This window comes from Streptomyces sp. NPDC008163 (genome assembly GCF_042956885.1).
GTDB classification, from domain to species: Bacteria; Actinomycetota; Actinomycetes; order Streptomycetales; family Streptomycetaceae; genus Streptomyces; species Streptomyces drozdowiczii_A.
Genome location: NZ_JBIBHG010000006.1, coordinates 74,319 through 97,917, shown reverse-complemented (window position 1 = coordinate 97,917; position 23,599 = coordinate 74,319). Strand labels below are relative to the sequence as shown.

Here is a 23,599-nt window from a genome sequence, read left to right as displayed (position 1 = left end):
CCAACCGCGTCTCCTCACAAGGGAGTCGACGCACACGAAGAGAAGGAACGAGGAGGCTCGCAGCATGAACGCGATCAACAAGCTCACGAACCGGGCCGCTGTATCCCTGACCATGGTCCTGGCGGTGCTGGCCGACCGCGTCGAGCAGGGCGCCAAGGACCCGGACCGCGGTGACGTCTCCATCACCACCGTGATCATCTGGGTCGCCGCGGTGACGGGCGCGCTGCTCATCGCCGGCACCATCGCGACCGTCATCGCCAGGTACAACGGCAAGCTGGCGGGCATCTGATGAAGCCCGCGGTCGTCGCGCGCCGCCCGCTGGACGACCGCGGCGACACCTCGGTCCAGATGGCGATCGTCTTCCCGTTCATCATCCTGCTGACGATCGCCGTGGTGCAGGTGTCGCTCTGGTACTACGCGCGCAACGTGGCCCTGACCGCCGCGCGCGAGGGCGTCGCGGCCGCCCGGGTCTACGAGTCGGGCCCGGGCGCCGGCGCGGAGCGCGCGCAGGCCGTGCTCGGCCGGATCGCGGGCAACACGCTGCTCGGCCCGTCCGTCTCCACGGGCGGCAGCACGGCGGAGCGCATCCGCGTCCAGGTCACGGGACGCGCCCCGTCGCTGCTGCCCGGGGTGCCGGGGCTGACGATCACTCAGAGCGCGTCCGGGCCCGTGGAGCGCTGGACGACCGGGGGATGAAGTGAACTGGGACGACCGGGGGAGCGAGGCGATCCAGGCCGCGATCGTCACGCCGTTGATGATCATTTTTCTCTGCCTGGCCCTCGCGGGCGGCCGGGTGGTGACCGCCGGGAACAAGGTGGACGCCGCCGCCGAGGACGCGGCCCGCGAGGCGTCCATCTCGCGCACCGCCGGGGCCGCGCGGAGCAACGCCCTGGCCGCCGCGCAGGAGACCCTGGCCGACCAGGGCCTCACCTGCTCCGGCACGCGCGTCAGCGTGGACGCGTCGGGGCTCAACGCCCCCCTGGGCACCGTCGGAACGGTCCGCGTGACGGTCGCGTGCACCGTGCCGCTCTCCGACCTGATGCTGCCGGGCGCCCCCGGCAGCCACACCCTCACGTCGACGTTCACCTCGGCGGTCGACGCGTACCGGGAGCGCGACTGATGCGTACGTACGACGACCGGGGCGGCATCGCCGTCTACAGCGCCATCATCACCGTGGCGCTCCTCGCCGTCATCGGGATCACCGTGGACGGCGGCGGCAAGCTGCGCGCCACGGAGCGGGCCGACGCCATCGCCATGGAGGCCGCCCGGGCCGGCGGCCAGGCCATCGACCCCGCGCAGGCCATCCCGGGCAAGGCAGTCGTCGCCCAGCCCGCCGCCGCGCAGGCCGCCGCGCAGTCGTACCTCTCGGCGGCCGGGGCGCACGGCAGCGCGACGGTGTCGGCCGACGGGAAGCGGGTGACGGTCACCGTGACCGACACGTACGAGACACGCTTCCTCACGGTCGTCGGCATTTCCTCCATGTCCGTCCACGGGGAGGGGCACGCCACGCTCATCCACGGTGTCGTCGCCCCCGAAGGGTCGTGATCGCGGTGCGTTCGGTTGGCAATCTGATACGGGCCCTGCTGAGCCTGGTCGTCCTCGCGGCGCTGCTCGTCGGGCTGCCGGTGCTGCTCTGGTGGGCGACCGGCGTCGTCCTCGACAACGGGATCGAGGACCTGACCCACCTGTTCTCCCGGCAGGACACCGGGGGCGCCTTCCTGCTCCTGCTCGCCGCCGCCGGCTGGGTCGGCTGGGCGGGCTTCGCCTTCTCCGTCCTGCTGGAGATCCCCGCCCAGCTGCGCGGCCGTACGGCCCGCCGGCTGAGCGGCCTCGGGGCGAGCCAGCGGGCCGCCGCGACGCTGGTCGGCGGCATCCTGGTGCTCCTGCCGACGGCCGGCTCGGCCCTCGCCGCACCGGCCGCCGCACCGGTCTCCGTCACCCAGTCGTACGCCCACACCGGCACCACGGACACCGCGCACGCCTCGGACGCCCGCACCACGCGGCAGACCGCGTCGGCCGACTCGTACACCGTGCGGGAGGTCCGTCCGGCCGAGAGCCTGTGGAGCATCGCGGAGGACCGGCTGGGCGACGGCAACCGCTGGCAGGAGATCGCCACGCTCAACGAGGGCCGGGTGATGACGGACGGCACGGTCTTCCACGCCCAGGGCTTCCTCCAGCCCGGCTGGAAGCTGCGGATGCCGGCCGGAACGGGGGCCGCCCACGAGGCGGCGGCGTCCTCCGGGGAGACGGCGACCGTGCGCCCCGGCGACTCGCTGGGCGCCATCGCGGACCGCGAACTCGGCGACCCCGCGCGCTACGGGGAGATCTTCGATCTCAACCGGGGTACGGAGATGCCGGGTGGCGGCACTTTCACGAACCCGGACCTGATCATCCCGGGCCAGAAACTGAAGCTCCCGGCCTCCGGCCCGGCGGAGGCGGACCCGGCGAAGCCGAAGCCGGCGGAGCCGGCGCCGGACGAGTCGGCCCGCCCCGCACCGGCGAAGCCGACCCCCGCGAAGCCCACTCCGGCCAAGCCGGCGCCCGCCGAGTCGGCGAAGCCCGCGCCCGCGAAGCCGGCGGAGACGGCCAAGCCGAAGCCCGCAGAGTCCGCGCCCGCCAAGCCGGCCGAGTCGGCGAAGCCGAAGCCGGAGGAGAGCGCCAAGCCGAATCCGGCGGAGTCGGCGAAGCCGAAGCCCGCCGAGAGCGCCAAGCCGAATCCGGCGGAGACGGCGAAGCCGAAGCCGGAGGAGAGCGCCAAGCCGAACCCTGCCGAGTCGGCCAAGCCCGCGCCCGCCGAGTCGGCCAAGCCAGCGCCTGCCGAGTCGGCCAAGCCAGCGCCTGCCGAGACGGCGAAGCCGAAGCCCGCCGAGAGCGCCAAGCCCGCGCCCGCCGAGTCGGCGCAGCCGACCCCCGGGCAGGAGAAGCCCGGGACGGCCGCCCCGGCCGACACCGCCTCCGCCGACGAGGACACCGGGTTCTCCGCCCGTACCGGCGCCGGAATCGGCGCCCTGCTCGCCGCCGGGGTCCTCGGTGTCCTCGGCACGCGCCGCATCGTGCAGCAACGTCGCCGGCGCCCCCGGCGCCGCATCGCGTTGCCCGAGGGCGATGCCGCCGTGCTGGAGAGGGACATGCGGGCTGCCTCGGCGGACGTGCCCGAGGGGCTCGACCTGCTCGACCGCGCCCTGCGCACCCTCTCCGCCGAGCTGGCGCACGAGGGCACCGCGCTGCCGCAGCTCGACGCCGTCGTCGTCACCCCGGACGGGGCCGCGCTCCACCTCTGCGAACCGGCCGTCCCCGTGACGCCGTTCGTGCCCGTGGTGAGCGGGGACGAGATCTGGTGGTGCCCGAAGGACTCGGAGGCGCTGCTGCCCGCCGAGGGCGCCTCGGCGACCGCACTCCCGTATCCCGCGCTGATCAGCCTCGGCACCAGCTTCGAAGGGTTCCCGGTCCTGGTCGACCTGGAGCGGATCGGGATGCTCCGGCTGGACGGCGAGGCGGAGGACGTACGGTCCGTGCTGCTGGCGCTGGCCGTGGAGCTGGCGTCCGACTCGCTGCACGCCGAGCACACGATCCGGCTGGTCGGCTTCGGCGAGGAGCTGAAGACGGCGTTCCCGGGCCGTGTCGTGCACCACGCGACCCTGGAATCCGCCGTCACCGGCCTGCGCGCCCACGACGAGGCGCAGCGCCGGGCGCTCCGGGAGAGCGGCGCGGAGAGCCTGCGCGAGGCGCGGCTGCTGGGGACCGGGGCGGACGCCTGGGCGCCGCAGATCGTGCTGTGCGCGCTGCCGCTGACCGGTTCGGACCCGAGCGCGCTCGACCTGCTCGACCTGACGGCGGCGCGGCCCCGCACCTCGCTGGCCGCCGTGACGAGCGCCGACGCCGAGCTCGGACTGCCGGAGACCTGGAGTGTTGACGCCGCGCCCGGCGTCGTCGTGACGATTCCGGAGACGGACCTCGAAGTGATGCTGCAACGGCTCGAACCCGCCCAGTACGCGGCGCTGCTGGAGCTGATGGCGGTCACCGAGCGGCCCATGGACGAGCCGACGCCCACCTGGGCCCGGCCGCAGGACCCACGACTCACGCTCGCCGTCATGGCCGCCCCGGAACCGGAGGCCGCCGGGAAGGACGGGAACCCGATGCACGCCGTCCCCGTGGAGGAAACGATCACCGCTCCGGCACCGGTGCCCGCCCACCCGTACATCCGGGTGCTCGGGCCGGTCGGGATGGAGTCCGCCGAGGGCCCCGTCGAGTCCAACCGCCGTGGCCGGCTGACCGAGATGGCCGCCTGGCTCGTCCTGCACCCGGGCCTGGAGCACCGGGCCCTGGACGAGGCGATCTGGCCGGGCCGTGAGGTCGGGCACTCGCTGCGCAACTCCAATGTGAGCAAGCTGCGCGCCTGGCTGGGCGGCCAGTCCTATCTGCCGTTCGTGACGGACGGGCGGTACGCCTTCGCGCCGTACGTGCGGTGCGACTGGCTGGACTTCCAGGAGTTGTACCAGGAGGGCATGCACGCCCGGGGCGCCGCCGCCGACACCGCGCTGGCGCGGGCGCTCGCGCTGGTCCGGGGCACCCCGTTCGCGGGGACCAACCCGCGCAACTACCTGTGGGCGGACACCATGTTCCACGACATCGTGTCGTCGGTCGTGGACGTCGCCCACGAGCTGGCGGAGCGCTGCCTGGCGGCCGGTGACCTCACCGGCGCGGTCGCGGCGGCCATGCGCGGCCTGGTCGCGTCCCCGGAGAGCGAACTGCTCACCCGGGACCTCTTCCGGGTCCATGCGGCACGCGGCGACCGGTCCGCCGTCATCGAGGCGGCGGACCGGCTCAACCGGCTCAACGAGGAGCTGGGGACCGACGCGGAGGACGAGACGATCGACCTCCTCCGCGACATCCTGAAGGCCCTCCCCGACACCCCCGCACCCGCCACGACCTCGGCGGCCTAGCCGTCCAGCGCTTCGTACCCGAACCAGTCGAAGTGCACAGTGCCGCTCGCCGCGTACAGGCCGATCACCCGGCCCGTGAAGCCGCCGGTGACCTCCGTGGAGAGGTAGCGCCCGTCGAGTGAGCCGAGGGCGGTGAACGTGCCGTCCGGCTCCTCGACGCCCAGGGACACCGTGTCCGGGCCGGTGCACGGGTCGAGCGGGGCGCGGGTGGGGGCGATGTCGATCCCGAGTACCACCGGCCCGGCGGGCGCCGGCCGGGACGCGACCACCGTGCGGAGCGGGCCGATCCGGGCGACGAGCCGGATCTGGCCGCCGCCCGCCTCGACCGCGTAGTGGTGCGCCTCGTCGAGCCGGACCGCGAGCCCGCCGTGGCCGTCCGCCGCGTCCACCAGGGTGCGCGTCCGGCAGGCCAGGTGCTGCTGGCGGCGGCCGGTGAAGACCGCGTCCGGGTCGTCCAGCGTGCCGCCCCGCCCGTGCAGGGTCAGCCAGCCGGGGCGCTCCTTCGTCCCGGCCCGCCCGGCGGTCGAGCGGCGCGGCGAGATCCAGTACGGGCGCTGCTCGGCCAGATCGAAGTCGTCCCGGTCCGAGGTGGCCGGGGCGGGCGTCAACGGCCAGGGCGGGGCAGGGAGTTCGGTGGTCACCTCGCCGATCACGGGCCAGCCGTCCACCCAGGTCACCGGGGCGAGGAAGGTCTCCCGGCCGAGGACGTGCCAGCCGGGGGTGCCGCCGCCCGGCCGCACCCCGAGGAGCACCAGCCACCAGGAGCCGTCCGGCCCCTGCACCAGGTCGCCGTGGCCGGTGTTCTGGACGGGGTGCTCGCGGCCCCGGTGGGTGAGGACCGGGTTGTCCGGGCAGGGCTCGAAGGGGCCGGCGGGCGAGGGGCCGCGCGCGACGGAGACGGCGTGTCCGCGCTCGGTGCCGCCCTCCGCGATCAGGAGGTACCAGTGGTCGCCGATCCGGTAGAGGTGCGGGGCCTCCGGCGCCTTCGCCCCGGGCGCCCCGGACCAGATGCGGCGCGGTTCGCCGGAGGTCTCGCCGGTGTGCGGGTCGATGCGGACCTGGGAGACCCCGGCCACGGTGCACCAGCAGGTGCCGTCCTCGTCCCAGGCGAGGTCCGGGTCGATGCCGGGCACGCCGGGCAGCGGGACCGGGTCGGACCAGGGGCCGGCCGGGTCGGTAGTGGTGAACAGCAGGTTGCCCACCTCGACGTTGGTGACGACGAGCCAGAACCGGCCGTCGTGGTGCCGGAGCGTCGGCGCGTAGATGCCGCCGGAGGCCCGCGTCCCCGGGGTCAGGTGCAACTGCCCGGGGCGGTCGAGGACGTTGCCGATCTGCGTCCAGTGAACCAGGTCGCGGCTGTGGAAGAGCGGGATGCCCGGGAAGTACTCGAAGCTGGAGCACACCAGGTAGTAGTCGTCGCCCACGCGGCAGACGCTGGGGTCGGGGTGGAACCCGGGGATCACCGGGTTGCTGACGATGGTGCCCGTCTGGTCTCGGACTGGCATGGCATCCGTTCCTGTCTGTCGAAGCGCTTCGATACCCGGGTGACCGAGGTGACCCTAGTAAGCGGTTGCGCACGGGACAAGGGGTGCCGTCGGGCTCTCATCGGCGGCGCAGGACGGCCGCGCGGACCTTCAGGAGGTTCGGCACCAGCGCGTAGACGACCGCCGGAACGACGATCCCGGTGATCACCAGGGTGCGCAGCAGCATCGGGAACCCCTTGACGTACGGGCCGACGAGCAGTTGCACGACGGTCAGGGCGGCGAACACCGCGACCCAGGTGAGCAGTGCGCGCATGTGGATGGAGGGGAGCGGGGCCGGCTGCGAGGCGGGGGCGGGGCGGGTGGTCGCGGTGGTCATGAGGGGTCCCTTCCGGGCGGTGGGAGGTGTGGGGGCGGGGCGGTGTCGCCCCCGGTGACGTGCTCCACTGTCCCAACCAACCAGTTGGATGTCAACCATCCAGTTGGTTGGCTTTAAGGGAAACCCGCTCTACGCTGGTGGCATGACCTCGGACACGACCTCCACCAAGGAACGGCTCCTCGCTGCGGCGAAGGAGGAATTCGCGGCTCACGGCATCGCCGGGGCGCGCGTCGACCGCATCGCGGAGCTGGCCGGTGTGAACAAGGAACGGATCTACGGCTACTTCGGCAACAAGCAGAAGCTGTTCGACGCCGTCGTGGGGCGTGCGCTGGACGAGCTGGCCGCCGCCGTCCCGCTCAAGGGCGGCGACGACCCCGCCGAGTACGTGGGGCGGGTGTACGACTTCCACCGCGACAACCCGGTCCTCGTCCGGCTCTTCTTCTGGGAGGGCCTGCACTACCGCGACGGAGTCCTGCCCAACGAGGAGGGCCGCCGGGGCCGTTACGAGGAGAAGATCGACGCTCTCGCGGAGTCCTTCGGGACCGAGGCGTCACCGCAGGTCGCGGCATGCCTCCTGAGCCTGATCGGCCTCGCCGCCTGGCCCAACGCGGTGCCGCAGCTGGCCCGCCTGATCATCGGCCCCGACGCGGAGGCGGCCGGCGGTCTCGACCTGCGCGCCCATGTGGTGGCCTTCGCCCGCCGGGCCCTCTCGGACGTGCCGTCGGCGGCTCCGACTTCCTGAGGCGCCTTCCGGTTCGTACCCCGCCACGACTCCTGGGCGGTCCCTTACCGCACCCCGCTCTGCCCGGCGCCCTCGATCGTGCGTAGGCGACGGTCAACGCGTCTCAGCTGCGACGGTCAACGGGTCTCAGCCCCGCAGATACGCCAGCACCGCGAGCACCCGGCGATTGGTGGTGTCGTCCACGGACAGGTCAAGCTTGCCGAGGATGGAGCCGAAGTGCTTGCTCACCGTGCCCTCGCTCACCGAAAGGGCCTCCGCTACCGAGGCGTTGGACTTGCCCTCCGCCATCAGGGCCAGCACTTCCAGCTCGCGTGCGGTCAGCCGGGACAGCGGGTCCCGGCGGTGCCGGATCAGCTGCCGGACCACCTCCGGGTCCACCACGGTGTCCCCGGCGGCGACCCGGGCGAGGGCGTCCACGAACTCCTCGACGTGGCCGATGCGTTCCTTGAGGAGATAGCCGACGCCCCGCCCGTCCGCCGAGTCGAGCAGATCCTCCGCGTAGGTGCGCTGCACGTACTGGCTGAGCACGAGCACCGGCAACCCTGGCTGCTTCGCGCGCAGTTCGAGCGCGGCGCGCAGGCCCTCGTCGGAGAAGCCGGGCGGCATGCGGACATCGGTCACCACGATGTCCGGGCCGTGCTCGGCTACCGCCGCGATCAGCTCGTCCGCCGTGCCCGCACCCGCCACCACCTGGTGGCCGAACCGTTCGAGGAGACCGACGAGACCTTCGCGCAGGAGCACGCTGTCCTCGGCCAGTACGATCCGCACGCTCAGGGCCTCTCGCTCGCGGCCGGTACGGGGACTTCCAGGCGGAACACCGTGGGCCCGCCGGGCGGACTGGACAGTACCAAACGGCCGTCGAGCACCGAGAGACGGTCGGCCACCCCCTGGAGCCCCGTCCCGTCCCCGGCCGAGGCGCCGCCCCGCCCGTCGTCGGCCACCTCCACGACCAGCCGCCCGCGCGCCACCTGCCCGGACACCCGGACCCTCTCCGCCTCACTGTGTCTGGCCGCGTTCGCCAGCGCCTCGCACACCGCGAAGTACACCCCGCTCTCCACGGCCCCCGGCAGCCGCTCCGGCAGTTTCAGCTCCACATCGACCGGTATCACCGAGCGGTCCGCGACGTCCTCCACGGCCGCGCCGAGCCCCCGGTCGGTGAGGACCTGGGGGTGGATGCCCCGGATCAGCTCCCGGATCTCCACCAGCGCGGTGTCCGCCTCGCCGTGCGCCTTGGCCAGCAGCCCGGCCAGCGGCCCCGCCGGAGCCTCCAGGCGGGCCAGGCCGAGCGTCATCGACAGGGCCACCAGACGCTGCTGCGCCCCGTCGTGCAGATCACGCTCGATGCGCCGCCGCTCCGCCTCGAAGGCGTCCACCAACCGGCTGCGTGACCGGTCCAGTTCCCGCAGCCGCGCCCCCGCGCCGGAGTCCGTGAGCAGTGCCCGGGCCACCTTCGCGCGCCAGGCCGCAAGCACCCCCAGCGGATACGCGAACACCGGGAGCAGCACCAGCCCGACGAGCAGCGTGCCGAAGGCGGCCGGATAGGAGTGGACGAGCCACAGCTTCAGGACCCGGACCTCCTCGCCGCCGCTCACGGCCAGCACCACGGGCGTCGCGATCAGCCCGCCGCACACCGTGAGCGCCGCCCCCACGGCGACCGCTTCCACCGGCCACAGGACGACCGCGGTGAGCAGCGCGTACCCCAGCTCCCGCCAGGTCGCCCACTCCCGCAGCCGGGTCCTCAGCCAGGCGGTGAGCCCGGTGCCGTCCGGCTCGTCGTGGACCGGGGCGAGCGGGCGGGGATCCACCAGCCGCACCCTGCGGCGCTCCAGGGCGGCGAGCGGGATGCCGGAGAGGGCCAGGGTGAGCAGCAGCGGGAGGCCCACGAGGAGCACGGCGAGCGCACCGCCGGCGACCGCGAGCAGCAGGACGACGGCGAGCGTCAGGACGCCGGTGAGCGCGCCCGTCAGCAGATAGAGCGCCGCCCGCCACGGCCAGGGGCCGCGCAGATAACGCCGCTGCCACAGGGCCTGTTCGAGGCGGGAGGAGGACGACATGGGGAAACCGTAGGCGGGGCGCGCGGACCCGGACCACCCAGCGGTTTCCACTTCTGAGGTAGAGATAGCTCCACCTCGGAAGTGGAAACCGCTGCGATGTGCCGGACGCCCGGCGGCGGTTGGCTGAGGGCATGAATCACGCAGCCGTCCGACTCCGCTCGGTCACCCGGTCCTACGCCGGGAAATCCGGTGCCGTCACCGCGCTCGACGCGGTCAGCCTGGACATCCCCCGAGGCTCCTTCACCGCCGTCATGGGCCCCTCCGGCTCCGGCAAGTCCACCCTGCTCCAGTGCACCGCCGGTCTCGACCGCCCCACCGCCGGACAGGTGTTCCTCGGCGAGACGGAGCTGACCGGGCTCGGCGAGCGCCGGCTGACCCTGCTCCGCCGCAGCCGCATCGGCTTCGTCTTCCAGGCGTTCAACCTGCTCCCCGCCCTCACCGCCGAGCAGAACGTGGCCCTGCCGCTCAGACTCGCGGGCCGCCGCCCGAAGCGCGCCGACGTCCTCGAAGTGCTGGACCGGGTGGGCCTCGGCGGGCGCTCCGGGCACCGCCCCGGCGAGCTGTCCGGCGGCCAGCAGCAGCGGGTGGCGCTGGCCCGTGCGCTGGTCACCCGGCCCGATGTGCTGTTCGGCGACGAACCGACCGGCGCGCTGGACTCCGCGACCGGCCGTGAGGTGCTGACGCTGCTGCGGACCATGGCGGACGACGGCCAGACCGTGATCATGGTGACGCACGACCCGGTCGCCGCCTCCTACGCGGACCGGGTGCTGTTCCTCGCGGACGGCAGGGTGCGCGACGAACTGCAGGCCCCGGCGGCCGAGGAGATCGCGGCCCGGATGACCCGGATGGGGGCCGTCCCGTGCTGAAGCTCGTGCTCCAGGGCATACGGACCCGCTGGGTCACCCTCGTCGGCTCCTTCCTCGCGCTGGCCCTCGGCGTCGGCATCATCGCCACGACCGGGCTGGCCCTCGCCGCGACCTTCGACGGCCCGGACCAGGCGCCGGAACGGTTCGCGGCGGCGCCGGTGGTGGTGCGGGGCGCGGACCAGGTGCGCGTACGCACCCCGATCGGCGTCCGTACGCAGAAGCTCACCGATCCCCGGCCGGTCCCGGCCGCCGTCGTCGCGCGGCTCGCGGGACTGGGGCGCACGACGGTGGACCGCACGTTCCCGGTGTCGGCGGGGAACGGATCCGGAGGGGCGGTCGGCCATCCCTGGGCGGTCGCCGCCGCGACCCCGTACCGGCTGCTGTCCGGTCGGCCGCCCGCCGCGTCCGGCGAGGTCGTGGTCGCGGCGGGGGAGGGCGCCGTGGGGGACCGGATCACCCTCACCACGCCTACGGGCAAGGGGCGTTGGACGGTGACCGGGACCGTGCGCCCCGTCCCCTTCGAGCGTGCCGTGTTCTTCGGCGAGGCGGAGGCCGCCCGGCTCTCCCCGGACATCGACGCCGTCGTGGTGCACGCCGGCCCGGCCGCCGTGCGCGCCGCCGTCGGCTCCGGCCTCGACGTCCTCACGGGCGGCGAACGGCGCAGGGCCGACCCCGACCCGGACCGGGACGCCGAGGCCCTGGTCTCCGTCAACGCCCTGCTGGGCACCGCCGCCGGCATCACCGCCTTCGTCTCCGTGTTCGTCGTCGCCTCGACGTTCTCCTTCGCCGTGGCCCAGCGCCGCCGCGAGTTCGGCCTGCTGCGGATGGCGGGCGCGACGCCCGGCCAGGTGCGCCGTCTGGTGTACGCGGAGGCCGCACTCGTCGGCGTCCTCGCCTCGGCGGCGGGCTGCCGGCTGGGGCTCTCCGGGGCACCCCGGCTCGCTTCCTGGATGGTCGGCCAGGGTCTCGCCCCGGCCTGGTTCGCCATCGGGGACCAGAAATGGCCGCTGCACACCGCCTTCTGGACCGGACTCGCCGTCGCCCTCGCCGGAGCCGTCGCCGCCGCGCACCGCGCCGGACGGGTCCGCCCGGCCGAGGCCCTGCGCGACGCCGCCGTGGACAGCGGCGCCATGCCGCCGGTACGCGTGGTGCTGGGCGCCGCCGTCCTGCTCACCGGGGCGGTGCTCGTGGTGCTCGGGCTCGTCCAGGATCCGGCGGGGCTCCTCAAGCGCAAGACGTACACCACTCAGCCGATGCTCCTGATCACCGGATGCGCCCTGTTCGCGCCCGTCCTGGTGCGCCCCGCGATCCGCCTCCTGGCCTGGCTGCCCGCCCGGCTGCCGGGCGCCACCGGCCTCCTGGTCCGGGAGAACGCCTCGGCCGGGCTGCGCCGGACGGCGGCCGTCGCCGCGCCCGTGCTGGTCACCGTCGCCCTGGCCGCGTCGCTGATGGGCACCAAGGCGACGATCGACGCGGCGAAGGCGGCCGAGGCACGCGGCCGGGTGACAGCTGACTTCGTGGCCCTGAAGGAGCGCTCCGGTGTCCTGCGGGAGTTCACCGATCGCGCCCGCCGCGTCCCGGGCGCCGAGGTCAGCGCCTCGCGCGCCACCTCCGTCACCGTGCTCGAAGAAGGCACCGCCCTCATCCGCTCCGACGCCCGGGCGGTGGACCCGGCCGACTTCGCCGCCGTGTCCGCGCTGCCCGTGGTCGCCGGCCGGCTCGCCGGGCTGGACGACCGCTCGATCGTCGTCAACGAGGAGTGGGAGACCCACCGAGTCGGCGAGCGCGTCCGGGTCTGGCTCGGTGACGGCCGCGAGGTCACCCTCCGCATCGCGGCCGTGCTCGCCGCCGGCACCGGCGACAACGGCGTCTACCTCACCCCGCACAACGCGGCCGGCGCCCCCGTCGACCGCGTCGGGATCGCCGTACGCGCCGGGGCCGACCGGCAGACCGTCGAACGCGGGCTGCGCGCCGCCGGGCGGGCCACCGGCACCGAGGTGCTGACCCGTGAGCAGTGGGCCGCGACCCAGGTGCGGGGCGGCGGCTCCACCCGGACCGGGCTGCTGATGATCCTCGCCATCGCCCTGGTCTACACGGGGATCGCCCTCGCCAACACCCAGGTCATGGCCACCGCGGACCGGGTCCGCGACTTCGCCGTGCTGCGCCTCGCCGGGGCGACGAAGGCGCAGGTGCTGCGGCTGGCCGGAGCCGAGGCACTGGCCGTGGTCGCGGTGGGCGCGGGGCTCGGCGGGGCGGTGGCCGCGCTGAACCTGCTCGGCGTACGGGCCGCGCTCGGCCGGCTCGACGTCCCGGCGGCGGTCGTCGTGCCGTGGGAGGCGGTCGGCCTGGTGCTGGCGGTGAGCGCGGCGCTCGCGGTGGCCTTCGCCGTACTGCCCGCCCGGCTGGCCCTGCGCACTCCGCCGGTGGAGCTCGCCGGGGCGCGGGAGTAGGCCCGGCTAGGGCCTTTCGTTTGGATCATGCTGGGCTCGCGGGGCGTGGCACGCGCGTCTGCCGCGTCGTCGGCCTCCTCCGCCTTGCAGCCGCACGCACCACGCCCCGCTACCTGATCCAGCCTGATCCAAACGAAAGGCCCTAGCGGCCGGAGAGGGCGGCGACCAGGGCCGCCGCCTCGTCGATCAGGCCCCTCTCGGCCGGGCTCATCGTCGGGTTGAGGGCGCGCCGGGCGGCCGCGTCGGCGAGGTGGAGTGCGGGGATGCCGTCGTCGGAGGCCAGGCGAGGCACCAGGGCGGTGACCAGTTCCCGGGCCCCGGCCGCCGCCGGGTGTCCGGGGTCCACCGCCACCTGCGCCAGGATCAGCGCCGACATGGCCCGGTCCAGGGCGGGCGGGCCCTCCTCGGTGTTGCTCCAGTCGATTACCACGGGCCCGTCCGCCGTCAGCATCACGTTGTCCGGATGCAGGTCCAGGTGGAGCACCCGGTCCTCCGGGTGGGGCGAGAGCCTGGCCGGTACGGAGTGCAGCTCGGTGAGGAGTCCGGTCAGCAGATCCGCGCCTTCCTCGGCGCCGACCGCCCCGGACATCAGCGACTCCAGCATCGTCGGACCGTGCAGGCGCTGGAGGACCAGATCGCCGGCACCGGCCGACGGGGGCAGCGGGCCCAGCCGGGGCACCGGGTAGCCGGAGGCAGACAGGTAGGACATCACGGGGAGTTCCCGGGACGCGTCCATCCCGTCGCGGTAACGCCGCAGCACCCACGCCTCGTCCAGCTCGTACACGTCCGCATTGCGTCCGCTGCCCAGCAGTTGGCCTATTCGCATGAGGGGAACCTACTCGCGCCCCGTATACAAAGGGAGTTCGGGCCCGGCCGCGGTGCCCCATAACGCGGCGCGATGGGGCGGACGGGATCTGCTGAACCTGACGTGTACGCGGCTACCTTGGCGGCGATTCCCCCGAAACGCTTCTCCCCGAGCGCTCCCCGCAGCGATCGCGCCGAAGCGATTCCCCCGAACCCAAGGAGAGTTCCGTGGAGAGATCCCCGCTCCGCAGACGCGCCCTGGCCGCGTGTACCGCCACCGTGGCCGTCGGCGCGCTCGCGCTCGCCGGTCTCACCGGCACCGCGTCCGCCGACCCCGCCTCCACCGCCCCCACCGGCACCGCGTCCGCCGACCCCGCCTCCACCGCCCCCACCGGCACCGCGTCCGCCGACCCCGCCTCCACCCCCGCCGAGGGCTCCGCCCAGCTCCCGCCCGGTCTGCTGAAGGCCATGCAGCGGGACCTCGGACTCACCGCCGCCGAGGCCCGTGGCCGTATCGCGGGCGAGTCCCGGGCCGCCGCCCTCACCGCCGGGCTGCGGTACTCGCTCGGCGAGCGGTTCGCCGGCGCCCGGGTCAGCGGTGCCGACGCGGCCCTGACCGTCGCCACCACCGACGCCTCGGACGCCGCCCGCATCGCGAAGGCCGGCGCCCGCGCCGAGGTCGTCGGGCACAGCCTCGCCGAACTCGACTCCGCCAAGGCCGCCCTGGACGCGGTCGCGCTGCGCACCGCGCCGAAGGACGTGCCCGCCTGGTACGTCGACGTACGCAGCAACCGCGTCGTCGTCCAGGCCGGGAAGGCGTCCGCGGCCGACGCGTTCCTCGCGAAGGCCGGCGTCTCCCGCGACCTGGTGACGGTCGCCCGGTCCAGCGAGCGGCCCCGCACCTTCACGGACCTGCGCGGCGGCGACGCGTACTACATGAACGGCTCGGGCCGCTGCTCCATCGGTTTCCCCGTCAGGCGCGGCACCCAGGGCGGCTTCGTCAGCGCCGGGCACTGCGGCACGCCGGGCGTCTCCACCAGCGGCTACAACCAGCAGGCCCAGGGCTCCTTCCAGGGCTCCACCTTCCCCGGACGCGACTACTCCTGGGTCGCCACCAACACCAACTGGACCCCGCGCCCGCTGGTCAACGGCTACGGCAACGGCGACGTGACGGTCACCGGCTCCACCGAGGCGATCGAGGGCTCGTCGGTCTGCCGCTCCGGCTCCACCACCGGCTGGCACTGCGGCACCGTCCAGCAGCGCAACAGCAGCGTCACCTACCAGGAGGGCACCGTCTCCGGGGTGACCCGGACCAACGTCTGCGCCGAACCCGGCGACTCCGGCGGCTCGTTCCTCTCCGGCAGCCAGGCCCAGGGCGTCACCTCCGGCGGCACCGGCAACTGCTCGCAGGGCGGGGTGACCTACTTCCAGCCGCTGAACCCGGCGCTCCAGGCGTACGGACTGACGCTGGTCACCAACGGCTCCACCACCCCGCCGGACCCGACCGACCCGCCGACCGTCCCGGGCGGCACCTGGGCGGCCGGCACCACCTACGCGGCCGGTGACGTGGTGACGTACGGCTCGGCGAGCTACCGCTGCCTCCAGGGTCACCAGGCGCAGCCCGGCTGGACCCCGCCGAACGTCCCCGCCCTCTGGCAGGCCGTGTAAGCACCCCCGCACCACCCCCTCCGGCGATCGAGGAACGGGTCCGGGGCGGCCGACACCGCCCCGGGCCCCCGCACCGCGCACGTACCCCTTCCCCCACCACCCCGAGGAGTCCGTCAGCCATGCCCCCCGCATCCCCCGAGAGCAACGAGCCCGCCGTCGAAGCCGCAGGCGGTCCGGCCATCAGCCGCAAGTCACTCCTCAAGGCGGCACTCGTGGCCACCGCCGTGCCGCTGTTCGCGGGCGGCGGGGTGGCGCTGGCCCGCGACACCGGGGCGAGCGGCGCCCCGCTCGCCCCCACCCCGGACTGCGACGACGGCGACGAGCCGACGCACGACCAGATCGAGGGCCCGTACTTCAAGCCCGCCTCCCCGCTCCGCACCAGCCTGGTGACCTCGTCGACGCCCGGCGTCCCGCTCACCGTCAGCGGTTACGTCTTCGGGCGCGAGTGCCGCCCGATCCCCGGCGTACTGCTCGACTTCTGGCAGGCCGACACCAACGGCGCGTACGACATGAGCGGATTCAACTTCCGCGGCCACCAGTTCACCGACCGGAACGGCGCGTTCACGCTCACCACGATCGTGCCCGGCCTCTATCCCGGCCGCACCCGGCACATCCATGTGAAGGCCCAGGCCCCCGGCTCGGGCATCCTCACCACCCAGCTCTACTTCCCGGGCGAGCCGCGCAACAGCACCGACATGCTGTACGACGCGGCGCTGCTGATGAACGTCCGGGCGGTCGGCTCCGGCAAGGAGGGCACCTTCGACTTCGTCCTCGACGTCGCCCAGGACCCCACGGACCCGACCGATCCGCCCACGGACCCGACCGACCCGCCGACCACCCCGGGCGGCACCTGGGCGGCCGGGACGTCCTACACCGCGGGAGACCGCGTCACCTACGGCGGGGCCGCCTACCGCTGTCTGCAGGCTCACACCGCCCTGACCGGCTGGGAGCCGCCGAATGTCCCCGCGTTGTGGGAACGCGGGCAGACAGCAGACCGCTGAAGCGGCCGTCACCGCCGCGCCCACGCGCCCCGGGCTCTCTCCCCGGGGCGCGTACGGCGCACGGCCCGAGCCGGAGGGGGTTCGGCTCGGGCCGTTTCGCCGTCATTTCGCGTCCGAATAGCGCTCCACCACCGCCGTGGTGAACGGGAAGCGCACCGGTGTCTCGCCGAAGGCCGTCAGACCGGCGACCCCGGAAGCCTCCCGGAGCGCCGCCACGACCGCGTCCGTCTCCGCGAGCGGGCAGTGCACGATCACCTCGTCGTGCTGGAAGAAGACCAGCTCGGCCCGGAGCCCGGCGGCGGCGACCGCCCGGCGCAGCGCCGCCAGGAGCAGCAGCGCCCACTCCGCCGCGCTGCCCTGGACCACGAAGTTCCGCGTGAACCGGCCGCGCGCCCGCGCGTCCGACGAGGCGTAACCGGGCGTGTGGTCCGCGCGCGCCCCGTCCTCCTCCTGCGGGATGCCCGCCTCCTCGTCCTCCCCGTGCCCGGCCGCCGGCGGACTGGTCCGGCCCAGCCAGGTGCGTACGAGACGGCCCTCCTCGCCCGCCTTCGCGGCGTCGTCCACATAGGCGACCGCGCGCGGGAACCTGCGGCGCAGGGCCGCCAGATTCTTCAGGCCGTCCCCGGACGTCTGCCCGTAGACGGCACCGAGCAGCGCGATCTTGGCGTGGTCGCGGTCGCCGTGGAAGGCGCGGTCGGACAGCGCGGTGTAGAGGTCGCCCTCGTGGCCCGCGACCTCCATCAGGCCCGGATCGCGGGAGATCGCGGCCAGCACCCTCGGCTCCATCTGCGCGGCGTCCGCGACGACCAGGCGCCACCCCTCGTCCGCGACGACGGCCCGCCGGATCACCTTGGGGATCTGAAGCGCCCCGCCGCCGTTGGTCGTCCAGCGCCCGGTGACCGTCCCGCCCGGCTGGTACTCGGGGCGGAAGCGGCCGTCGCGCACCCAGTCCTGGAGCCAGCCCCAGCCGTGCGCGGTCCAGATCCGGTACAGCTTCTTGTACTGGACGAGCGGCGCGACCGCCGGATGGTCCAGGGACTCCAGCTCCCAGCGGCGTGTGGAGCGGACCTTGATCCCTGCCCGCGCGAACGCCCGCACCACATCGGCCGGCAGATCCGGGCGGACCCGGCGCCCGAAGGCGGCGGACACCTCGTCGGCCAGCTCCGCGAGGCGGCGAGGCTCGCCGCCGCCCGCGTACCGCTCGCCGAGCAGCTCGCGCAGCACCTCGCGGTGGACGTCGGCCCGCCAGGGCAGGCCCGTCCGGTTCATCTCGGCGGCCACCAGCATCCCCGCCGACTCGGCGGCCGTCAGCAGCCGCATCCGGTCCGGCCGGTCCGTCGCGTCGTGCCGCGCGAGCTGTGCCGCGTACACCTCGGTCAGCGCCTCGAACGGCAGCTCCGGGCCCGACGGCGGCTCGAACAGGGAGGACTGGGAGCCGGGCTCCGCCGACCGGGGCGGCGGATCCGGCGGCACCGGGCCGCCGCGCAGCCGGGCGAGCGCGGCGGCGGCCGAGCGGGGCTCGCCGAGCCGTCCCTCGTGGCCGAGGAGCAGGGACTCGGCGGCCTCCACGTCGTAGGCCCGCTCGACCCGCGCCCCGGCCGCCAGCAGCCGGGGGTAGATCTCGGCCGTCGAGCGCCACACCCAGCGGGTCACGTCCGGCCGGGAGCGGACCGCCCGCGCGAGGTCCGGCTCGGTCAGGGCCGGGCCCGCCGGCCGGCCGGAGCGGTCCAGCGGGGCGAGGCGCGCGCCCCCGCCCTCCGTGACGGCCAGCGCCCAGCGTTCGGTCATACGGCCGAGTCTGGCACCCGGCACTGACAGCGGCCGGAAGCCCGCGTTTCGTGCGCGCGTTCGATATCCACAGCCTGTGGAGACCGCTGTGGACGGGGCTTGCTTACGCTGACCTCATGGAATCGGTGATCGACCGGGCGTTCGCGGCCGCCCTCTACACGGAGGGCGACGCCGGTCTCGACGCAGGCGCCTCGCTGCTCGCCGCCGCCCCGGAGTCCGAAGCGGAGCTGGTGCGCCGGGGCGAGGAGTTCGTCCGCCGGGCCTGGGAGCGCGGCTGGCTCCCCGCCGACGTCGTCCGCCTCGTCCGCCGCGATCTGGACGAGCACGCGGCGGGCCTGGCCGCCGGTCTGATCGCCTCCGAGGTCCGCCGCTACGACGGGCTGCCGCCGCGCTGGCGGTCCCAGCTGGACGAGCTGCCCGCCGCGCCGCCCGCGAACCGGCCCGACCGGTTCTCGTACGCCTCCGCGTTCCTCGCCCTCTGCCGGCTGCTGCTCGCCCTCCCGGCCATCGAGCCCGTCGGGCCCCCGCCGGGCGCGGCGCGCGAGGCCCTGACCCGGCCGCCCGCCGCCGGTGAACCCCGCATGCTGACCCGTATCCGCGCCCTGCTCGCGAAGGCGGAGGCGACCGGTTATCCGGAGGAGGCCGAGGCGCTGACCACCAAGGCGCAGGAGCTGATGGCCCGGCACAGCATCGACGAGGCCCTGCTCGCCGCCCGTACCCACGGCGACCGCACCCCCGGCGCCTGCCGGATCGGCGTGGACGCCCCGTACGAGACGGCCAAGGCGATCCTGCTCGACGCGGTGGCCTCGGCGAACCGCTGCCGGGCCGTGTGGAACAGCGACCTGGGCTTCACCACGGTCGTCGGCTTCGAGGCGGACCTGGAGGCCGTCGAACTGCTCCACACCTCGCTGCTCGTCCAGGGCACGGCCGCGATGACCCGCGCGGAGGCGGGCCAGCGGGCCGGCGGGCGTAAGCGGACCAAGACGTTCCGGCAGTCCTTCCTGCTGGCGTACGCCCAGCGCCTGGGCAGCCGCCTGGCCGACGGCACCGCCCGCGCCACGGCCGAGGCGGAGGGCGACACGGCCGCCGGTGCCGCGCTGCTCCCGGTGCTCGCCGCCCGCGACCTGGCGGTCACCGAGGCCGCCGGCCAGATGTTCCCGCGCACCACGACCACCCGGGTCAGGGGCGCGACGGACCTGGACGGCTGGACGCACGGCACGGAGGCGGCGGACCGGGCCCGGATGGGAGAGGAGCCGCGGGGCATCAGGCGCTGAGGGCTCTGCGGCCGCAAGAACTACAACTCGGGCAAAACGGTTATTCCGGTTAGGCTCGGCACATGAGCTGGCTCCGGGCGCTGAAGGAGACCGCCCGCTCCGGCCTGAAGATCGAGCGGCGCCGCCTCGAACCGCTGATCGCGGTGCGCGGCGCGGCGGGGCTCGCCCTGGTCATCGGGGTCAGCCTCGCCCTGTTCGGACCGGTGGTCGCCGCCAGCTCCGCGTTCGGCGCGTTCCAGGCGGCCATCGCCACCTTCCAGCGCAGCTGGCGCCCCCGCCCCGTGCTCGCCCTGGTCTCCGGCGTCAGCCTCGGCCTGTCCACCTTCGTGGGCTATGTGACGGGCACCCATCTCCTGCTCTTCGTGGTCCTCCTGGTGATCTGGACCTTCCTCGCCGGACTGGCCTGGGCGGCGGGCCCGACCGGCGGGATCATCGCCGCGTCCAACGTCGCGATCATGCTCGTGACCATCACCCTGCCGACCTCCGCCGCCCAGGCGGCCCTGCACGGCGCGATGATCATGTTCGGCGGGGTCGTCCAGGCGGCGCTGATCGTGCTCTTCCCGATCCGCAGATGGGGCGCCCAGCGCGACGCGCTCGCCGACGCGCTGGCCGCCGAGGCCGACTACGCCCGGCGGCTGCGCCACGACCCGGTCGCCCACTTCGACCCGGTGCCCCTGATGCTCGCGCGCCGGGCCGCCGCCGTCACCGCCCGCGAGGCCCGCCGCCGCCCCGCCGAACTGCACGGCTCACGCGGGGTCGCCGAACGCATCAGGCCCGTCCTGGCCTCGCTGGCGGACCCGGCCATGGGCGTGCCCGCCGAGGGCCCCGAGCGCGACCGCGTCCGCGAGTTGCTGGCCGCCGCCGGATCGCTGCTCGACGCGGCCGCCCGGGCGATTCGCAAGGGCGACCCGGTCAAGCTGCCCGCCCCGGCCGTCGCCGCGCTGAGGACTCCCGACACCGGGGCCCTGCTCACCGGGCCACCGCTGCGCGCCGCCGACCGGCTCGCCGCCCTGCTCTCCGACGTCATCGAGGCCGCCGAGGGCGACGGCACCAAGGAGGAGCGGGCCGGGGCCGAGGAGGCCGCCGACGCCATCAAGGAGAGCCGGCTGCCCGCCGAGCACCACCGGCGCCCCGGACTGCTGCACCTCGTGCCGGTCATCGTCGGGGCCATGCGCCGCGAGGCGCACCACGGCTCCCCGATCCTGCGGCACGCGATCCGGCTCTCCGCGGTCGCCGCGGTCGGATACCTCCTGGGCCGCCTGCTGCCGCTCGGGCACGGCTACTGGGCGCCCCTGGCGGCGGTGATGGTGATGCGCCCGGAGTTCTCCCAGACGTACTCGCGCGCGGTCGCCCGGTTCGGCGGAACGCTCGTCGGCGTCTTCCTCGCCTCCGCGATCGTGGAGGCCGCGCACCCGGGCACCGGACCGCTCGCCGCCCTCGCCGTGGTCTGCGCCCTGCTGATGTACCTGCTGATGCGGACCGGCTACGCGGTCGCCCAGGCGTGCGTCGGCGCGTATGTCGTCTTCCTGCTCGGCATGGCCGGCGACGACCTGTCCCAGACGGTGTTCGAGCGGGTGCTCCTCACCCTGGCCGGCGGACTGCTCGCGATGATCTCGTACGCCGTCTACCCGGCCTGGGAGACCCCGCGCCTGCGGACCCGGCTCGGCGACTGGCTGAAGGCGGACGGCCGGTACGCGGCCGCGGTCGTCGACCAGTACGCGGACCCGGCCGAACGCGGCCAGGGCGATGTGCGGCGCGCCCTCCTCGCCACCCGCGAGGCCCGGGTCGCCTGGCAGGAGGCGGTGGCGACGGCCCGGCACGAACCGGTGCGCCACCGGGGCCTCTCGCACGCCGCCGCCGACGCCACCCAGCACTCCCTGGCCCAGCTCGGCCGGGTCGCGATGCTCCTGGAGGCCCACATCCCGCGCCGCGCGGCCGAGCCCGTGCCGGGAGCCGCCGCGCTGGCCGACGCGCTGCGCCGGGCCACGGACCGGGGCGCCAAGGCGGTGCGGGAGCGGCGGGTGCCGGACTGGACGCCGGTGCGGGAGGCGCTGGAGCGCTGGGAGGCGGAGTGCCGGGTGCGCGAGGAGGAGGCGGCGGAGGGCGGTGCGCCGCCCTCCGCCGGGGCCGGACTCGTCCGCAACAACGTGGCCCTGGTCCTCGACGTGCTGGAGGACTTCTCGCGGGGCCTGACCTCGTGACCCCGCGATGTCACGACGTCACGGCGTCGGCAGGTCCGACATGCCGGGTAGGTCGGGGATGTTCTCCAGCGCGTCCGCGTCGGTCTTCTCCAGCGTGTCCTTCTTCCCGCTGCCCCACGCGATGACGACGGTCTTGCCGTCGTTGGACTCGACCTCCCCCGTGATCCGGGCGGTGTCGCCGTCGGCGCACTTCAGCTCCAGGGCCGGCTTGCCCTCGCCCGAGACGGTTCCCGAGCAGACATGGTCGTCGGCGACGACGAACGCCTTCGCGGCGGCTACGGACAGCACCACCGGCTCGCCGTCGGTCTGGCCCGCCCAGGCGCCCTCCAGCGCCTTCGCGTCCCCGGCGGAGCCGCCGTCCGTCCCGGAGGACGCGTCGCTCCCGCCCGCCGTGGGGCTCGCGCTGGGCCCGGAATCCTTGCCCGAGTCGCCCTTGTCCCCGTCGCTTCCGCAACCGGTGAGCGCGAGCGCGGCCAGCAGACCGGCGGCGAGGACTGCGCCGGTACGTGCGATTTTGTGCATGTGGAATTCCCCCTGGAAGACGAATGGCCATCCAAGCTACCAGTGGGTCGCGCGAGGCGCCGAGAAGTCAACTCCCGGAATCGGGAGCCGGAGAGGCCGTTCATACGTCTCTGTCGGCGAGGGCTGTAATCACGGCGACACCCCGCGTGCACGTGCATCCGCCCGTGCATCCGCTCATGCACCAGAAATTGAACACAGCTATGATCCGGGACAGTTGACACTTGCACCTTGCAACTCGGGGAGCGTCCTGTGCACCACGTGTACAACGGCATGGCGGCCACAGAGCTTCGCGGAGTCGTCTGGCAGAAGAGCAGACACAGCAACTCCCAGGGTTCCTGCGTGGAGTTCGCGAAACTGCCCGACGGAGATGTGGCGATGCGTAATTCGCGCCACCCCGACGGGCCGGCGCTGGTCTACACACCCGCCGAGATAGAGGCGCTGCTCCTCGGTGTGAAGGACGGCGAGTTCGACCACCTGGTGGGCTGACGGCCGGGCAGGGCGCTCCCGTACACCACGGAGGGCCGGACTCCGCGGGGAATCAGCGGTGTCCGGCCCTCGGGCGGTGTGTCGCGCGATGCGCCGGCCGGTCGCACGGCCCCCGTCACACCGGGTCGGTCAGTCTGAACAGTGCCCAGACGACCTTGCCCCGGGGAGCCGCGCCCGGCGCGCTCTCGGCGGTCAGTGCGGGGGAGGGGTGCCAGCCCCAGCAGTCGCTGAAGGATTCCACCAGGAACAGCCCCCGCCCCGACTCGGCGGAGTCCGCCGCCTCGGAGGCGACCGGGCTCGCCTGGCTCGGGTCGCGCACCGCGCACACCAGCCGCGAGGTCCAGCGCATCAGGTGCAGCCGTACGGGCGGCTCCTGGGGCTCACGCGGGGTGTCGGCCGGCAGGGCGTGCCGCAGGGCGTTGGTGACCAGTTCGGAGACGACGAGCGCGACGTCGTCGAAGCGCTCGCTCAGGCCCCATCCTCCCAGCGTGGCGCGGGTGAACTGCCGTGCTCCGCCGACTGCTTCGTAGTGCGGTGGCAGGGTGCAGGTGGCCGACCCGGAGACGGCCGAGGGGTCGATGGGAGGAAGCCCCTGCCGTAACGGCTCGAGCATCGTCGATCCATTCGTCCCCATGCGAGGCACTCCCGGGAATCGCGGCTGGACCGGTACTCCGTACCGGCGACAGCGGCACAACACGAACGAGAACGCAGGTGCGCGGGCTCCATGGTTCCGAATGCGCACAGCAGATGCAAGGGCAGATGCACGTGCACGCGCCGGACCTGTCCGACGCCGTCCGGTTCTTGCTCATTTCTTCCCCGCCACGGTTTCGGCGTCTTCCCAAGCTCTTCCCATTTCCGTAATCGAATGAGTACGGGGCGAAGCGTTTTGATGGCAGAATCCGGCTCTTGGGGTTCAGGGGGAGCCTCGGTGCCAGGAAGC

The 23,599-nt window shown here is 74.3% G+C and carries 21 protein-coding genes; 13 read left to right on the top strand and 8 right to left on the bottom strand.

What is annotated here, in order from left to right; genetic code table 11:
• The first annotated feature begins 64 nt into the window (after positions 1 to 64).
• The 5 genes from ACFZAT_RS15260 to ACFZAT_RS15240 are packed head-to-tail and all read left to right on the top strand — an operon-like array spanning position 65 to position 4,943.
• Entirely contained in the window at positions 65 to 289 is a 225-nt protein-coding gene (locus ACFZAT_RS15260) for a hypothetical protein (protein ID WP_018102192.1), read from the top strand.
• Positions 289 to 696 (top strand): TadE family protein, encoded by a 408-nt coding sequence (locus tag ACFZAT_RS15255; RefSeq protein ID WP_018102193.1) that lies wholly within the window; start codon positions 289 to 291, stop codon positions 694 to 696. The genes ACFZAT_RS15260 and ACFZAT_RS15255 overlap by 1 nt, the downstream gene beginning before the upstream one ends.
• 1 nt (position 697) lies before the next feature.
• Complete coding sequence (locus ACFZAT_RS15250; RefSeq protein ID WP_073966377.1) at positions 698 to 1,120, top strand: TadE/TadG family type IV pilus assembly protein; 423 nt, start codon at positions 698 to 700, stop codon at positions 1,118 to 1,120.
• Positions 1,120 to 1,545, top strand: coding sequence for a hypothetical protein (locus ACFZAT_RS15245; protein ID WP_391264455.1), 426 nt, complete (start codon positions 1,120 to 1,122; stop codon positions 1,543 to 1,545). The genes ACFZAT_RS15250 and ACFZAT_RS15245 overlap by 1 nt, the downstream gene beginning before the upstream one ends.
• 5 nt (positions 1,546 to 1,550) lie before the next feature.
• Positions 1,551 to 4,943 carry a LysM peptidoglycan-binding domain-containing protein gene (locus ACFZAT_RS15240; protein ID WP_391264453.1) on the top strand — a complete coding sequence of 1,131 codons (3,393 nt, stop codon included), beginning with the start codon at positions 1,551 to 1,553 and terminating at the stop codon, positions 4,941 to 4,943.
• Here ACFZAT_RS15240 and ACFZAT_RS15235 read toward each other — a convergent pair.
• Both ACFZAT_RS15235 and ACFZAT_RS15230 read right to left on the bottom strand, forming a co-directional pair.
• Positions 4,940 to 6,448: a family 43 glycosylhydrolase gene (locus ACFZAT_RS15235; RefSeq protein ID WP_391264451.1), complete on the bottom strand. Its 1,509-nt coding sequence runs from the start codon at positions 6,446 to 6,448 to the stop codon at positions 4,940 to 4,942. The genes ACFZAT_RS15240 and ACFZAT_RS15235 overlap by 4 nt on opposite strands.
• Before the next feature lie 97 nt (positions 6,449 to 6,545).
• Positions 6,546 to 6,803 carry a hypothetical protein gene (locus tag ACFZAT_RS15230; protein WP_391264449.1) on the bottom strand — a complete coding sequence of 86 codons (258 nt, stop codon included), beginning with the start codon at positions 6,801 to 6,803 and terminating at the stop codon, positions 6,546 to 6,548.
• A gap of 142 nt (positions 6,804 to 6,945) precedes the next feature.
• Here ACFZAT_RS15230 and ACFZAT_RS15225 point away from each other — a divergent pair, with 142 nt between their 5' ends.
• Complete coding sequence (locus ACFZAT_RS15225; protein WP_391264447.1) at positions 6,946 to 7,545, top strand: TetR family transcriptional regulator; 600 nt, start codon at positions 6,946 to 6,948, stop codon at positions 7,543 to 7,545.
• Positions 7,546 to 7,671: 126 nt separating this feature from the next.
• Here the strand turns inward: ACFZAT_RS15225 and ACFZAT_RS15220 are convergent, their stop codons facing one another.
• Positions 7,672 to 8,313, bottom strand: coding sequence for a response regulator (locus ACFZAT_RS15220; RefSeq protein WP_391264444.1), 642 nt, complete (start codon positions 8,311 to 8,313; stop codon positions 7,672 to 7,674).
• Between the two features lie 2 nt (positions 8,314 to 8,315).
• The gene (locus ACFZAT_RS15215; protein ID WP_391264442.1) at positions 8,316 to 9,599 is read right to left on the bottom strand and encodes a sensor domain-containing protein; all 1,284 of its coding nucleotides are present in this window, start codon (positions 9,597 to 9,599) and stop codon (positions 8,316 to 8,318) included.
• Positions 9,600 to 9,730: 131 nt separating this feature from the next.
• On the opposite strand from ACFZAT_RS15215, the gene ACFZAT_RS15210 reads away from it, so the two are divergent.
• Both ACFZAT_RS15210 and ACFZAT_RS15205 read left to right on the top strand, forming a co-directional pair.
• A complete protein-coding gene (locus ACFZAT_RS15210) occupies positions 9,731 to 10,465 on the top strand; it encodes an ATP-binding cassette domain-containing protein (protein WP_391264440.1) in 735 nt (244 codons plus the stop codon).
• Complete coding sequence (locus ACFZAT_RS15205; RefSeq protein WP_391264438.1) at positions 10,459 to 12,915, top strand: FtsX-like permease family protein; 2,457 nt, start codon at positions 10,459 to 10,461, stop codon at positions 12,913 to 12,915. The genes ACFZAT_RS15210 and ACFZAT_RS15205 overlap by 7 nt, the downstream gene beginning before the upstream one ends.
• Before the next feature lie 142 nt (positions 12,916 to 13,057).
• Here the strand turns inward: ACFZAT_RS15205 and ACFZAT_RS15200 are convergent, their stop codons facing one another.
• Positions 13,058 to 13,741 (bottom strand): phosphotransferase, encoded by a 684-nt coding sequence (locus tag ACFZAT_RS15200; protein ID WP_391264435.1) that lies wholly within the window; start codon positions 13,739 to 13,741, stop codon positions 13,058 to 13,060.
• A 206-nt stretch (positions 13,742 to 13,947) separates the two neighbouring features.
• Here ACFZAT_RS15200 and ACFZAT_RS15195 point away from each other — a divergent pair, with 206 nt between their 5' ends.
• Together ACFZAT_RS15195 and ACFZAT_RS15190 are read left to right on the top strand one after the other, a co-directional pair.
• Positions 13,948 to 15,387, top strand: a complete 1,440-nt coding sequence (locus ACFZAT_RS15195) for an alpha-lytic protease prodomain-containing protein (RefSeq protein ID WP_391264433.1) — start codon at positions 13,948 to 13,950, stop codon at positions 15,385 to 15,387.
• Positions 15,388 to 15,506: 119 nt separating this feature from the next.
• Positions 15,507 to 16,388: a carbohydrate-binding protein gene (locus ACFZAT_RS15190; RefSeq protein ID WP_391264431.1), complete on the top strand. Its 882-nt coding sequence runs from the start codon at positions 15,507 to 15,509 to the stop codon at positions 16,386 to 16,388.
• 102 nt (positions 16,389 to 16,490) lie between these two features.
• On the opposite strand, the gene ACFZAT_RS15185 is transcribed toward ACFZAT_RS15190, so the two are convergent.
• Positions 16,491 to 18,176: a bifunctional 3'-5' exonuclease/DNA polymerase gene (locus ACFZAT_RS15185; protein ID WP_391264428.1), complete on the bottom strand. Its 1,686-nt coding sequence runs from the start codon at positions 18,174 to 18,176 to the stop codon at positions 16,491 to 16,493.
• Positions 18,177 to 18,292: 116 nt separating this feature from the next.
• Here ACFZAT_RS15185 and ACFZAT_RS15180 point away from each other — a divergent pair, with 116 nt between their 5' ends.
• Together ACFZAT_RS15180 and ACFZAT_RS15175 are read left to right on the top strand one after the other, a co-directional pair.
• Complete coding sequence (locus ACFZAT_RS15180; RefSeq protein WP_391264426.1) at positions 18,293 to 19,450, top strand: DUF2786 domain-containing protein; 1,158 nt, start codon at positions 18,293 to 18,295, stop codon at positions 19,448 to 19,450.
• A gap of 62 nt (positions 19,451 to 19,512) precedes the next feature.
• The gene (locus tag ACFZAT_RS15175; protein WP_391264424.1) at positions 19,513 to 21,651 is read left to right on the top strand and encodes an FUSC family protein; all 2,139 of its coding nucleotides are present in this window, start codon (positions 19,513 to 19,515) and stop codon (positions 21,649 to 21,651) included.
• A gap of 18 nt (positions 21,652 to 21,669) precedes the next feature.
• On the opposite strand, the gene ACFZAT_RS15170 is transcribed toward ACFZAT_RS15175, so the two are convergent.
• On the bottom strand, positions 21,670 to 22,173 hold the full coding sequence (locus tag ACFZAT_RS15170) for a hypothetical protein (RefSeq protein WP_391264422.1): 504 nt from the start codon (positions 22,171 to 22,173) through the stop codon (positions 21,670 to 21,672).
• Between the two features lie 249 nt (positions 22,174 to 22,422).
• Here ACFZAT_RS15170 and ACFZAT_RS15165 point away from each other — a divergent pair, with 249 nt between their 5' ends.
• Entirely contained in the window at positions 22,423 to 22,659 is a 237-nt protein-coding gene (locus tag ACFZAT_RS15165) for a DUF397 domain-containing protein (protein WP_018102227.1), read from the top strand.
• A 115-nt stretch (positions 22,660 to 22,774) separates the two neighbouring features.
• Here ACFZAT_RS15165 and ACFZAT_RS15160 read toward each other — a convergent pair whose 3' ends face one another.
• Positions 22,775 to 23,272, bottom strand: a complete 498-nt coding sequence (locus tag ACFZAT_RS15160; protein ID WP_391265015.1) for an ATP-binding protein — start codon at positions 23,270 to 23,272, stop codon at positions 22,775 to 22,777.
• Positions 23,273 to 23,599: the final 327 nt, after the last annotated feature.